Here is a 13,468-nt window from a genome sequence, read left to right as displayed (position 1 = left end):
CTACGCAAAGGACGGGATCATGCCAGTCGTACTGGAACATCTGGGTAAACGCTTCGGCGACGGCGCCCCGGTGCTCGACGACGTCAACGCCACCATCGCGAAGGGCGAGTTCGTTGCCCTCCTCGGTGCCTCCGGCTGCGGCAAATCCACCCTGCTGAACATCCTCGCCGGACTGGAACAGCCGACGTCGGGTGCCCTGGAAGTGCCGGGCGATGGCGCCGCCTTCATGTTCCAGGACTCGGCGCTGTTCCCGTGGCTGACCGCCCGCGGCAACATCGAACTCGCCCTGCAGCTCGCGGACAAGAACTCCGGCAAGCGCAGCAGCAAGGCGGAGCGCAGCGCCCGCGCAAGCGAGCTGCTGGAACTCGTGCACCTGGGCGGGGCCGGGGACAAGCGCCCGCATGAACTGTCCGGCGGCATGCGCCAGCGTGTGGCCCTGGCCCGTTCGCTGGCGCAGGACCGGCAGCTGCTGCTCATGGACGAGCCCTTCGCCGCGCTCGACGCCATCACCCGCGACCTTCTGCACGATGAACTGGAGCGGATCTGGAAGGAAACCGGCCGGACCATCGTGTTCGTGACCCACAACGTGCGCGAAGCGGTCCGCCTGGGCCAGCGCGTGCTGCTGCTGTCCTCCCGTCCCGGCCGCGTGGTGGCCGAATGGGACGTCACCGAGGAACACCGCACGGACGCGGGCCAGGCCGGGGAACTGACCGCGACCATTACCCGCCGCCTGCGCGAGGAGATCCGCCGCCATGCCAACTGAACAGGACGTCCGCCCCGTGACCGAACCCAGCGAGCACATCACCTCGCCCGTCCTCAAGGGCAATCCGGAGGACTTGCGCGATCTCGAAGCCGGCCTGGACAAGCTCCAGTCGGACACCCAGGCCAAGGCCGGCATCGACTGGAGCCGCGTGCTGCTGCCCATCGCCGCCCTCGTGGTGCTGATCCTCGTGTGGCAGTTTTACGTTTCGCTGGGCCTGAAGCGCCGCGACCTCGTGCCCGGACCGCTGGACGTACTGGGTCAGATGGGCGTGCTGTGGGGTGAAGGCAAGGTCCAGGAATCGGTGTGGACCTCGCTGCAGCGCGGGCTCGTAGGCTTCCTGATCAGCGTGGTCGTTGCCACGCCGGTCGGCCTGATCCTGGCCCAGGCTGCGCCGCTGCGCCGTGCCTTCGGGCCGCTGATCTCCGGCCTGCAGGTGCTGCCGTCCGTGGCCTGGGTCCCGGCCGCCATCATCTGGTTCGGACTGACCGATGCCACCGTGTACTTCGTGGTCTTGATGGGCGCCATCCCGTCCATCATCAACGGGCTGATCTCCGGCGTGGACCAGATCCCGCCGCAGTACCGCAGTGTGGGCAAGGTCCTCGGCGCCAACCGGCTCCAGATGGCCCTGCAGATCGTCCTTCCCGCGGCGCTGCCCGGCTACATCGGCGGCCTCAAGCAGGGCTGGGCCTTCTCCTGGCGCTCCTTGATGGCGGCCGAAATCATTGCCACCGGCGGCAGCATCGGCTTCGGCCTGGGCTCCCTGCTCGACCAGGGCCGCCTGCTTTCGGACATGGCCACCGTGATGTCCGCGATCCTGCTGATCCTCGCCGTGGGCATCCTGATCGAACTGCTGGTCTTCGGGCCGATCGAGAAGCGGCTCCTGCAGCGCCGCGGCCTGCTCGCCGGCGGCACCCGCTAGTCCCCACCGGCTCCCTGTCCTCGCTTCGCTCGCCAGGTAACCCTGCCGGGGTGGCCCCACCGCATAACGCAACTTCAGAGCCCGACGGCGACCTTCCGCCGTCGGGCTCTTGCGTTTCCCTGGCGCCGGACCACAGCCATGCCGCCGCAGGAATTCCCCGGCCGGTGCCGGTGTTGATCCGGACATGACACCGCACCCCAAGCGCATCGGCTTCCTTTCCTTCGGACACTGGGGCCGCGCCCAGGGCTCCCGGGTGCAGACGGGCAGGGACGCGCTGCTGCAGGGCATCGAGCTCGCGGTGGCCGCCGAGGAGATCGGCATCGACGGCGCGTTCTTCCGGGTCCACCACTTCGCCAGGCAGCAGGCTGCGCCCTTCCCCTTGCTCTCCGCCATCGCTGCCCGGACCAGCCGGATCGAGATGGGCACCGGCGTGATCGACATGCGCTACGAAAACCCGTTGTACATGGCAGAGGAGGCTGCGGCCACGGACCTGATCAGCGGCGGCAGGCTGCAGCTGGGCATCAGCCGCGGCTCACCCGAACCGGCACTCAACGGCGCGGCCGCTTTCGGTTATGTACCGGCCGACGGCGAGGACCCGGCGGCCATGGCGCGTCGCCACACGGAGCTCTTCCGCCACGCGATTGCCGGGCACGGAGTGGCGCAAGCGGACCCGTCCTACGCCGGCGGCGGCACCGGTCTCCTTCCCGTCCAGCCCACCGCGCCTGGGCTGCCCGAGCGGATCTGGTGGGGCGCCGGAACCCGGAAGACCGCGGTGTGGGCGGCCGAGCAGGGCATGAACCTGATGAGTTCCACCCTGCTGACCGAGGACACAGGTGTTCCTTTCGACCAACTGCAGGCCGAGCAGATCCGGCTCTACCGCGAGGCCTGGGCCGCCGCCGGGCATGGTTTCGAGCCGCGCGTTTCCGTCAGCCGCAGCGTGCTGCCCGTGGTCGACGACGAGGACCGCCACTACTTCGGCCTCCGTGCACAGGTGGATGGCCGCGACCAGGTGGGCATGCTGGACGGCGCCCTGTCCCGCTTCGGCAGGAGCTACATCGGAGAACCCGACGCCCTGGCCGGGGAACTCGCCAAGGATGCAGCGGTGCAAGCAGCCGACACCCTCATGCTGACGGTCCCGAACCAACTCGGCGTCGAGTACAACGCGAAGCTGCTGGACAACGTCGCGCGGCATATCGCCCCGGCGCTGGGCTGGGAGGCCGCCCGCTAAGGGCAGCCGGGACCCCGGCGAGCTCTGCAATCGGGAACCCGGCGGTCAGGTATTCTGGCCGCAGTGACTTTTCATTTTTCTCTGTGACCCAGAGCCCTTTTAGCGCTTCCAGCTCGCTCCTTAGGGGAGCGGTGATTCCGTGCGCCACCGAGGGGAATTCCATGTGGAATTCCCCTCGCCGCCGGCCCGACACCGAACTCACCACTGGAAGACCACATGCAAGCGACATCCGCGAAGCCTTCTTCGCCTGCCCTCGACCGGCAATCCCTGCGACCCGACTGCGCAAATTGCTTCGCCCTCTGCTGCACAGCCTTCGGATTCTTACGTTCCGCAGACTTTGCCCTCGACAAACCCGCAGGTACGCCATGCCGGAACCTGGCATCCGATTTCTCCTGCACCATCCACGACCGCCTGCGCCCGAGGGGCTTCCGCGGCTGCACCGTCTTTGATTGCTTCGGGGCCGGCCAGAACGTATCGCAAGGGCAATTCGCCGGAAAGAGCTGGCTTGAGGCGCCCGGCACCAAGGACGAAATGTTCGCCGCGTTCAAGGCCGCGCGCCAGCTTCATGAAATGCTCTGGCATCTTGCCGAAGCCCAGGAACGGACGTTCGATCCCGATGCCTCCGATCGCGTGGCCCGGTTCCGGGACACGATCGGGAAAGCACTCGGCGGCGGCATGCCGCAACTCATTGCGCTGGATATGCAAGATCTCCATTCCCGGGTGAGGGCAGCGCTGATGGAGGTCAGCGAGGAAGTGCGGGCCTCCTACTTTGCTGCCGGGGGCGACCACCTGGATTCGGAGCTGAAGCCCGGAGCGGACCTGGTGGGCAGGAACCTCGCGTTCCGCCGTTTGTGCGGGGCGGATCTCAGGGGGGCGTACCTCATTGCTGCGGATCTGCGGAACAGCGACTTGTCGGGCGTGGATCTGCTCGGCGCCGACGTCAGGGACGCCCGCCTTGAGGGCGCGGACCTGTCGAAGGCCCTGTATCTGACGCAGATGCAGCTCAATGCCGCCAGGGGGAGCCGCACAACACTTCTGCCCCCCGACCTGGAAGTGCCCTCGCACTGGGGCGACGAATGACCGCAAGTAGCAATGTGACGCAGGATTACCTAGCGTTAACCGGTGTTTCCGGGGCTTTGAAGCATGTTACGGCCCGGCCCTACAGTCTTTGCATGGCAATACAGGACATCTATCCCACGGCACTGCGCCTGCTCGGCCGCCCCGTGCTGGTGGTTGGCGGCGGCCCCGTTGCCGCGCGCCGCGCCAAGGGATTGCTCGACGCCGGGGCCGAAGTCACCGTCGTCGCGCCCGTTGCCTCTCCCGCGCTCCGCGAACTCGCCGACGCCGGGCTGCTCGCCTGGGAAGCCCGGGACTACCGCTCGCCGGACGTCGACGGCGTGTGGTTCGTGCAGACCGCCACCGGCGTTGCCGCCGTGGACGCCCAGGTTGCCGCCGACGCCGAGGCGCAGCGCATCTGGTGCGTCAACGCCTCCGACCACGAATCCTCCGCAGCCTGGACCCCCGCCGTCGCCGTCGTCGATGACGTCAAGATCGCCGTCAACGCCGGGGGAGACCCGCGCCGCGCGATGGCCCTGCGCGACGCCGTCGCTACCGCCCTCGAAACCGGCGACCTGCCGCTGCGCCGCAAGCGCGCGCACCAGGGCTCCGTCGCCCTCGTGGGCGGCGGTCCCGGCGACACCGGGCTCATCACCGTCCGGGGACGCCGGCTTCTGGCCCAGGCCGACGTCGTCGTGGCAGACCGCCTCGGCCCGCGTGAACTGCTGGGCGAACTCGCCCCCGAGGTCCGCATCATCGAGGTCGGCAAGACTCCCGGCCACCACCCGGTGCCCCAGACCGAAATCAACCGCATCCTCGTGGACGAGGCCCTCGCCGGTCACCGCGTGGTCCGGCTCAAGGGCGGCGACCCCTACGTGCTGGGACGCGGCGGCGAGGAAGCGGAATTCTGCCGGCAGAACGGCGTCGAGGTCGAGGTCGTCCCCGGTGTCACGTCCGCCATCTCCGTCCCGGCCGCCGCCGGTATCCCGGTGACCCACCGCGGTCTGGCCAAGGGCTTCAGCGTGGTGACCGGCCATGAGGAACTCGCCGAAGTCCCCGCCCGCCCTGACCATACTGTGATCCTGCTCATGGGCGTCGCCAAACTCCGCGAATCCACGGCCGCCCTCGCCGCCTCCGGAATGCCCCTGGACACGCCGGTGGGTATCGTAGAGAACGGCTATATGCCCGAACAGCGCGTCACCATCGGCACCCTGGCAAGCATCGCCGGCCAGGCTGAAGCCAGCGGTGTGGCCAATCCCGCAGTGGTGGTGATCGGCGACGTCGTGCGTGTCAGCCCCTTCGCCCCTGCACACTTCAAGACCGCCGATTACAGCACTTTGACTCCGAACAAACCCCGGGCAGCAGCCCTCTAGCCCCGCGCCGAAGATAAGGAACACAGCCGTGTCATCAAGCACCACCGTAGGATCCATCGAGCGCCCGCTGCGCGTTGCCGTCATCGGCTCCGGCCCGGCCGGCGTCTACGCCGCGGACATCCTCACCAAGAGCGAAGCCGTCAAGAGCGGCGAGCTGAACGTCAGCATCGATCTCTTCGACCGCTACCCGGCACCCTACGGCCTGATCCGCTACGGCGTGGCCCCCGACCACCCCCGTATCAAGGGCATCGTCAACGCCTTGCACAAGGTGCTGGACCGCGGCGACATCCGCTTCTTCGGCAACGTCGACTACGGCACGGACCTCTCCATTGAGGACCTCCGCAAGCACTACGACGCCGTCATCTTCGCCACTGGCGCCATCAAGGACGCCGACCTGAACATCCCCGGCATCGAACTCGACGGTTCGTACGGCGGCGCCGACTTCGTCTCCTGGTACGACGGCCACCCGGACGTCTCCCGCGAATGGCCGCTCGAGGCCAAGGAAATCGCCGTCCTCGGCAACGGCAACGTGGCCCTGGACGTGGCCCGTGTCCTCTCCAAGCACGCTGACGACCTCCTCGTCACCGAAATCCCGGACAACGTCTACGCGGGCCTGAAGAACTCCCCCGTCACCGACGTGCACGTCTTCGGTCGCCGCGGCCCGGCCCAGGTGAAGTTCACCCCGCTGGAACTGCGCGAACTGTCCCACTCCAAGGACGTGGACATCATCCTCTACGCCGAGGACTTCGAGTTCGACGAGGCTTCCGACGAGGCCATCCAGAAGAACAACCAGGTCAAGACCATGGTTGGCACCCTCACCAACTGGATCGCCGAACAGCCCGAGGACCTCTCCGAGCTCAAGGCTTCCCGCCGCCTGCACCTGCACTTCCTGCACAGCCCGGTGGAGATCGTGGACTCCGCGGAAACCCCCGGCAAGGTGGCAGGCATCAAGTTCGAACGCACCGAACTGGACGGCACCGGCAACGCCCGCGGCACCGGCGAGTTCATCGACTACCCGGTCCAGGCCGTGTACCGCGCCATCGGCTACTTCGGTTCGGCCCTGCCGGACGTCGAGTTCGACCACAAGAAGGGCGTCGTCACCAACGACGGCGGCCGCGTGCTGGACGCTTCGGGAGAGCACGTCCCCGGCCTGTACGCCACCGGCTGGATCAAGCGCGGCCCCGTCGGCCTGATCGGCCACACCAAGGGTGACGCCCTCGAGACCGTCACCTACCTGCTGGAAGACCGCGAAAACCTGCCGTTCGCAGCCGTTCCGGAGGCGGACGCCGTCGTCGAACTGCTCGACGCACGCGGCGTCAAGTACACCAGCTGGGAAGGCTGGCTCGCCTTGGACGCCCACGAGCTCGCTCTCGGCGCGGCGGCCACCGAGGCCGGCACCTCGCACGGCGTCGAGGTCCAGCGCGAACGCATCAAGGTTGTTGCCCGCGACGAGATGGTGGACATCTCCCGCGACGGCGTCGCAGCCAACGTCTAGCACCGCCAACACCTAGCACCGCCAACACCTGGCACCGCCAACGCGGGGTCACTTACAGCCCATCCGGGGGACCGGAACGGGCCGTAAGTGACCCCGCGTTGCTTTAAGCTGAAGCATGGACGTCGTCGTCATCGAAACGACCCAGCTTGGGGATCGCAGCTACCTCGTGCATGACGGCCAGGTGGGTCTGGTGATCGACCCCCAGCGGGATACCGACCGGATCGAGGCGGCCGCCCGCGACGCCGGCGTCACCATCACGCACGTTGCCGAAACACACATCCACAACGACTACGTCACCGGCGGGCTGCACCTGGCGCGGGCGCTTGGGGCCCGTTACCTCGTGAACGCCGCGGACGCGGTCGCCTTCGAACGTGAGCCGGTCCGGGACGGGCAGCTGTTCCGCGTGGGCCGGCTGTCCGTGAAGGTGCTCGCGACCCCGGGCCACACGCATACCCACGTCGCCTACGTCGTGGAAGAGACTGACGGGCCCGACGCCGGTCGCCGGGCAGTGTTCTCCGGCGGAAGCCTGCTTTACGGCTCGGTGGGCCGCACGGACCTTGTGACGGCGGCCGACACCGCCGGCCTCGCCCATGAGCAGTACGCCTCGGTGCACCGGCTCGCCGCGGACGCCGGGCCGGACGCGGAGCTCTACCCCACGCACGGCTTCGGATCCTTCTGTTCAAGCGGCCCGCCGTCCAGGGCCCGGGCTTCAACGATCGGGGAGCAGCTGGCTTCCAACCATGCACTGACCGACCCGGACGAGGAGCATTTCGTGGCCGGGCTGCTGGCTGCCGTGGCCGCCTACCCTTCCTACTACGCGCACATGCGCCCGCTTAACGAGGCCGGGCCGGGGCCAGCATCGGTGGCCGTCCCGGACAGCGTGGACCCGGGCGAGCTGCGGAACAGGCTCGAAGCCGGGGAATGGGTGGTGGACCTTCGCAACAGGGTGGCGTTCGCGGCCAGCCACCTGCGTGGCAGCGCCAGTTTCGAATACGGCAGCGGATCCAGCTTCACCAGTTACCTGGGCTGGGTGCTGCCGTGGGGCCAGCCGTTGACGCTGGCCGGTTCACGGGAAGACGTGGAGCAGGCCATCCGCGACCTGGCCCGGATCGGCATCGAGTCCCCGGACGTGGCGGTGGGCGATGAACCCGGAGCCCTGGCCCCGGACGTGCCGCTGACCGGCTACCCGCGGACGGACTGGCCGGGATTCATGCAGGACCGCGGCGAGGAGGACACGCTGCTGGATGTCCGCCGTGCCGAGGAGTTCGCGGCTTCGCATGTGGCCGGTGCAGTGAGCGTTCCCCTGCATCAGCTCCTTGCCCGGATGGCCGAGCTGCCGGATCGACGGACCTGGGTGTACTGCAGTTCCGGATACCGCGCCGGCGTGGCGGCCAGCCTGCTGCACCGCGAGGGGCGCGAGGTTGTGCTTATCGATGCCCGCTTCCGCGACGCGCCGGGAACCGTCAGCAGCCGGTCCGCCCTTTAGCTTCTGGCCTATCCATCAACGTCCTAGCCACTCCGCGCAGGAGTCCAGGTTCCGGTTGACGCTTTCGACGGCGGCCGCCGCGTCCCGTGCCTCGATTGCGTCCACGAGTTCGTCATGGCCCGCGTCCGGCACACCATTGAAGCCGGCTCGCTGGCGCTGGATGAGGAGGTCGGCATGGAGGGCGCCGCTGAAGCTCGCGTAGAGCTCATGCAGCAGCGGATTGCCCGAGGCCTTGGCCACCAGGTCATGGAACGTCCAGTCGGCCTTGGCCCAGGTGTCGAAGTCCCCGGCTGCCCACGCCTCCCGCCAGGTGCGCAGCAGTCCGCGCATCGCCCCGATGTCCGCAGCCGTGGCGTTGCCTGCGGCCAGTCGCGCGGCCTGGGTGTCCAGGGCCAGCCGGACCTCCAGCACATGCTGCGGGGTGTGCTCCTTGTACATGCGCCGCGCGGCACCGGACATCTCGCTCGTGGCGCGAACGTAGGTGCCGTCCCCCCGGCGGACTTCCAGCATGCCGCTGTGGGCCAGTGCCTTGATCGCTTCGCGCAGGGTGCCGCGGGAGACAGAGAGCTGTGCCATCAGTTCCGGCTCGGCGGGAATCCGCTCTTCCAGCGGCCATTCACCGGACTGGATCATGGTCCGGAGGCGGGCGGTGACCTCGTCGGCGAGGACGGGGCGGTGCACAGGGGTCAGGCTCATGCGACGCTCTTCCGTCCGGCCTGGGGCAGGACACCCTTGGCGGTCATCAGATGGCAGGAGACCATCAGCGCGAGGGAGGCCACGATCAGCAGGCCGAGGGGCAGGGTCCAGCCGCCGCTCGCGCTGTGCAGCAGGCCGACGCCAAACGGTCCGGCCGCCGCGATCAGGTACCCCAGCGACTGGGCCACCGTGGAGAGCGCGGTGGTTTCCGCCGTCGAACGCCCGCTGCGGCTGATCACCATCAGCACGAGCGGGAAGACGCCCAGGCCGAATCCGGTCAGCACGGCAGGCACGGCGGCCCAGGTCACCGGAAGCAGCAGCATGGCCACGATTCCGGCAAGGGTGGTGGAGCTGGCCAGATAGAAGGCGGGGCGCAGCATGCCGGGCCGGGAGCCGAAGGCCAGCAACGCCATGCCGGCGACCACCGAGACGATCTGCATCAGGCCGAACTGCAGGCCGCTTTCGGCGGCGCCGAGGCCGCGGTTGGTCAGGAGGTAGGCGAACCAGCTCATCACGCCGTAGGCCAGGAACCCTTGGAAGGTGAAGACCGCGGTGATCAGCAGGCCGTGGCGGGTGCGCAGCATGGGCCACATGGACACGCGTTCGGCATCCCTGCGGGCGGCCTTGCGGTGGGTGTGCACCACCATGGGAAGGAAGCCGAGCAGGGCGGCGACGCCCAGGATCCCCCACGCAGCAAGTCCGAGCGACGGCGAGCCGAGCTGCTGCGCCATGGGAACACTCACCGACGCGGCGATGGTGGCGCCGCCCGACATGGTGAAGGTGTAGAGGCCTGTCATCACCGGGGTCTTCGCAGCGTAGTGCTCGCGGATGAAGACGGGCATCGCCACATTGCACACCGCGAGCCCGCACATGGCCAGCACGGTCCCGCCCAGCAGGGCGCCGGTGGTGGGAACGCCGCGGACCAGCAGCCCGGCGGCCAGCAGGGCCAGGGAAAGCAGGATCGCCTTCTCGACGCCGGTCTTCCGCACCAGCCAGGGCGTGGCCATTCCCGCGAAGGCGAAGCACAGCAGCGGAATGGTGGGCAGGATCGAGGCGACTACCGCCCCGTAGCCCAGGACCTCCTGCAGCTCGTGGAAGAGCGAGGCGGCGCTGGTGATCCCGGCGCGCAGGTTCAGGCCGATCAGGGCAACCGCCACGACGCCGGCGACGACGACGAGCTTGCGTTTGGGCAGGGCGGAAGGGGGCACGGTCTGGGAAGGTATCGAAGTCGCCATGCTCTAAAGGTTAGACGTTTGATGTTTTCGATGCCGACTTTTGTGGCGAAGCTCTCCAGGTGGGCAGGTGGGCAGCTCTCCCGGTGGGCAGGCGGGCAGCCGGACGGCGGGCGTGACGGGGGTGCGTTACCGCGGCTGGCGGGCACCGAGCCGCTGCACGGCCAGGGCCAGCCACAGCTGCACGCGGTCCGCGGTCTGCGCGGGGTCATAGCCGCTGAGCTCGGTAATCTGGGCCAGCCGGTAGCGCACCGTGTTGCGGTGCAGGGTCAGCGCCTCGGCCACCGCCGCCACCGAACCGTTGTGGTTCAGGTAGCTTTCCAAGGTCGCCACGAGTTCGGAGCCGTGCGCGGCGTCGAACTTCTGCAGGGGAGTGAGGGCTTCGGCAGCCATGTCCGCCAGCGGGACATCTTCGCTGGCCAGCAGCAGGGAGGTGAGGCTGAGCCGTTCGGGTTCGTTGACGGGCAGGCCGTGGGCCACGGCGTCGCGGGCCTCGAAGTAGCTCCAGCGCACGCCGTTCGGTTTCGTGTACGCGCCGCCGATCCCGATCAGCGCGTGGATCCCGGCCTCCAGCAGGTGCTCGCTGAGGTCCTTGGCCAGGGCGCTCGCGGAGGAGCCGTCGTCGGGCACCACCGTCACGAGGTCCTTCCCGACGACGGCGCTCACCGCGCCGTCGAGGGACTGCGGCAGCGAGGTGCTGCCGAGCTGCTTGTGGTGGGCGCTGGAAACCGCCAGCAGCACCACGTTCTTGCGGGTGCTGTTGATCCCGACGCCGGCGAGGCGGCGTGCCGCCTCGATCGTGTCCAGGGTGCCGTGGATGACGTCGTCCAGCACTTGCCCTGCCAGCGCCCGCTGGCTCTGGCGCTGCTTGACCATGTTGTTCAGTTCGACGCTGATGAGGTTTTGCGCGTAGCCCACGATTCCCGTGTCGCCGAAGGGGTGGCGCAGCCAGAGCGTACAGGCGTCGCGGCGGCCGGTGGGGATGGGGTAGGAGGACCAGTTTTCGGTGGTCGGGGCGGGAGCTCCCGGGGCGCTGTTGTAGAGCTGGGCGCTGAACTGCGTGAGCGCGACGTCGGTGCGCAGCATGCTGCCCAGCTGCTTGAGGAGTTCACCGAGACCGCCGCCGGTGAGCAGCGCGCGGGCCAGGATCTGGTGGCCCGCGATGAGCCGTTCCAGCTTGGAGTAATGGTCGGCGGACTGGGAGTCGGCAACCAGCTTGCCGATGGCGATGAACGGGGTTTCGTAGGGGACTTCCACGAGGGGCAGGCCCCAGCGGTTGGCCTCGGCAACCAGCGCCGGCGGGACGGTTTCGTGGCTCAGGCCCGTGCCGAAACCGATGCCAACGGCCCCGGCGCGCTGCGCCTGGCGGACGAAGCGGCGCTGTTCCGTGGCGCCGTTGAGCCGCAGTCCCGTGGTGAGGATGAGTTCGCCGCCGTTGAGAAAGCGCTGCGGATCCTCCAGCTCAGTCACGGCCACCCAGCGGATGTCCGAGTTCCAGGTGGTTTCCGCGAGTCCGGCCTTGCGGAGGTTCAGGGACGGTACGGCCAGCAGGGCGGAGAGGGACATTGCCATGGAAAAAAGGATAGCCCGGCGCTGGTCATTCGCACTAAGAGCCCCTGCGCCAGGTGTGCAGCTGGCTATTCCTTACGGCGTACTGCTGGCATAGGCTCGACTGTGCTGTAGACAACACAGGGCTGCAAATGACACCTGGCTGTGGACAGCACCGTGCTGCCAACAACACCTAGACACCGAAAGAGGGTTGTACACCGTGGTCCAAACCTTGCAGAACTTCATCAACGGGGAGTTCGTCACGCCTGCAGGCACCGAGCTGCTGGACGTCGTGAACCCGACGAACGGCGAAGTGGTCGCAAAGTCGCCCATTTCGGTGTCCGCGGATATCGACGCCGCCATGAATGCAGCCAAGGAAGCATTCACCACGTGGAAGCACGTGACCCCCGGCCAGCGCCAGCTGCTCCTCCTCAAGCTGGCCGACGCCGTCGAGGCCAACAGCGACGAGCTCGTCGAGGCACAGCACCGCAACACCGGCCAGGTCCGCTCCCTGATCGCCTCCGAGGAAGTCGCCGCAGGCGCGGACCAGCTCCGGTTCTTCGCCGGCGCCGCACGCCTCCTGGAAGGCAAGTCCGCCGGCGAGTACTTCGAGGGCCACACCTCCTACGTCCGCCGCGAACCGATCGGCGTCGTGGCCCAGGTGGCCCCGTGGAACTACCCGTTCCTGATGGCCATCTGGAAGCTCGGCCCGGCCCTGGCCGCGGGCAACACCGTGGTCCTCAAGCCCTCGGACACCACCCCGGAATCCACCCTGGTGCTGGCCCGGCTGATCGGCGGGATCTTCCCGGCCGGCGTCGTCAACGTGGTCCTCGGCAACGCCGCCACCGGCAGCCTGATGACCGAGCACAAGGTGCCTGGCCTGGTCTCCATCACCGGTTCCGTGCGCGCCGGCATCGCTGTCGCCGCGAGCGCAGCGAAGGGCCTCAAGCGGGCCCACCTGGAGCTTGGCGGCAAGGCCCCGGCCATTGTCTTCAAGGACGCCGACATCAAGAAGAGCGCCGCAGCCATTGCCGAGTTCGCCTTCTTCAACGCCGGCCAGGACTGCACGGCCATCACGCGCGTGCTGATCGAGGACTCGGTCCACGACGAGGTCGTCGCAGCCATGGTCGAACACACCAAGACCCTGCAGACCGGTTCGCAGAACGACGAAGACAACTACTTCGGTCCGCTCAACAACGTGAACCACTTCAACGCCGTCAGCTCCGTGGTGGAGCACCTGCCGGCGCACTGCCGGATCGAGACCGGCGGCCACCGTGCGGGTGAGAAGGGCTTCTTCTTCGAGCCCACCATCATCACCGGGGCCCACCAGGACGATGACATTGTCCAGAAGGAAACCTTCGGCCCGGTCATCACGGTCCAGAAGTTCACCACCGAGGCCGAGGCAGTCGAGCTGGCCAACGACGTCGAATACGCCCTGGCCTCCAGCGTCTGGACCACGGACCACGGCACCGCCATGCGCGTCAGCCGCGACCTGGACTTCGGCGCGGTGTGGATCAACACCCACATCCTGCTGACCGCCGAAATGCCGCACGGCGGCTTCAAGCAGTCCGGCTACGGCAAGGACCTCTCCATGTACGGCGTCGAGGACTATACGCGCATCAAGCACGTCATGTCCTCCCTCGACGCCTGAACACCCGAGTCTTACGAGATT

11 protein-coding genes are annotated in these 13,468 nt (G+C 68.1%); 8 read left to right on the top strand and 3 right to left on the bottom strand.

Annotated elements, in window-relative coordinates; translation table 11 throughout:
• Positions 1 to 19: 19 nt before the first annotated feature.
• The 7 genes from ACN9M4_RS15410 to ACN9M4_RS15380 all read left to right on the top strand — a co-directional run bounded on the left by ACN9M4_RS15410 (position 20) and on the right by ACN9M4_RS15380 (position 8,320).
• Positions 20 to 763, top strand: a complete 744-nt coding sequence (locus ACN9M4_RS15410; protein ID WP_426299351.1) for an ABC transporter ATP-binding protein — start codon at positions 20 to 22, stop codon at positions 761 to 763.
• Entirely contained in the window at positions 753 to 1,682 is a 930-nt protein-coding gene (locus tag ACN9M4_RS15405; protein ID WP_426299349.1) for an ABC transporter permease, read from the top strand. Before ACN9M4_RS15410 ends, ACN9M4_RS15405 begins: the two co-directional genes overlap by 11 nt.
• A gap of 184 nt (positions 1,683 to 1,866) precedes the next feature.
• Positions 1,867 to 2,910 (top strand): LLM class flavin-dependent oxidoreductase, encoded by a 1,044-nt coding sequence (locus tag ACN9M4_RS15400; protein WP_426299347.1) that lies wholly within the window; start codon positions 1,867 to 1,869, stop codon positions 2,908 to 2,910.
• A 216-nt stretch (positions 2,911 to 3,126) separates the two neighbouring features.
• A complete protein-coding gene (locus ACN9M4_RS15395; protein WP_426299345.1) occupies positions 3,127 to 3,990 on the top strand; it encodes a pentapeptide repeat-containing protein in 864 nt (287 codons plus the stop codon).
• Between the two features lie 92 nt (positions 3,991 to 4,082).
• A complete protein-coding gene (gene cobA / locus ACN9M4_RS15390) occupies positions 4,083 to 5,339 on the top strand; it encodes a uroporphyrinogen-III C-methyltransferase (RefSeq protein ID WP_426299343.1) in 1,257 nt (418 codons plus the stop codon).
• A gap of 28 nt (positions 5,340 to 5,367) precedes the next feature.
• The gene (locus ACN9M4_RS15385; RefSeq protein ID WP_426299341.1) at positions 5,368 to 6,834 is read left to right on the top strand and encodes an FAD-dependent oxidoreductase; all 1,467 of its coding nucleotides are present in this window, start codon (positions 5,368 to 5,370) and stop codon (positions 6,832 to 6,834) included.
• 115 nt (positions 6,835 to 6,949) lie between these two features.
• Positions 6,950 to 8,320 carry an MBL fold metallo-hydrolase gene (locus ACN9M4_RS15380; RefSeq protein ID WP_426299339.1) on the top strand — a complete coding sequence of 457 codons (1,371 nt, stop codon included), beginning with the start codon at positions 6,950 to 6,952 and terminating at the stop codon, positions 8,318 to 8,320.
• A 15-nt stretch (positions 8,321 to 8,335) separates the two neighbouring features.
• Here ACN9M4_RS15380 and ACN9M4_RS15375 read toward each other — a convergent pair whose 3' ends face one another.
• The 3 genes from ACN9M4_RS15375 to ACN9M4_RS15365 form a co-directional block, all read right to left on the bottom strand.
• Complete coding sequence (locus ACN9M4_RS15375; protein ID WP_426299337.1) at positions 8,336 to 9,016, bottom strand: FadR/GntR family transcriptional regulator; 681 nt, start codon at positions 9,014 to 9,016, stop codon at positions 8,336 to 8,338.
• Positions 9,013 to 10,251: a CynX/NimT family MFS transporter gene (locus ACN9M4_RS15370; protein WP_426299335.1), complete on the bottom strand. Its 1,239-nt coding sequence runs from the start codon at positions 10,249 to 10,251 to the stop codon at positions 9,013 to 9,015. Before ACN9M4_RS15370 ends, ACN9M4_RS15375 begins: the two co-directional genes overlap by 4 nt.
• Positions 10,252 to 10,377: 126 nt before the next feature.
• Complete coding sequence (locus ACN9M4_RS15365; protein WP_426299333.1) at positions 10,378 to 11,820, bottom strand: PucR family transcriptional regulator; 1,443 nt, start codon at positions 11,818 to 11,820, stop codon at positions 10,378 to 10,380.
• 196 nt (positions 11,821 to 12,016) lie between these two features.
• Between ACN9M4_RS15365 and ACN9M4_RS15360 the strand changes: the two genes are divergently transcribed.
• Positions 12,017 to 13,447: a gamma-aminobutyraldehyde dehydrogenase gene (locus ACN9M4_RS15360; RefSeq protein ID WP_426299331.1), complete on the top strand. Its 1,431-nt coding sequence runs from the start codon at positions 12,017 to 12,019 to the stop codon at positions 13,445 to 13,447.
• Positions 13,448 to 13,468 lie beyond the last annotated feature (21 nt).

Source organism: Arthrobacter sp. R-11 (genome assembly GCF_049913155.1).
Taxonomy (GTDB): domain Bacteria; phylum Actinomycetota; class Actinomycetes; order Actinomycetales; family Micrococcaceae; genus Arthrobacter.
The sequence above is the reverse complement of the archived record's forward strand: the minus strand, read 5'-3'. Positions and strand labels throughout refer to the sequence as shown.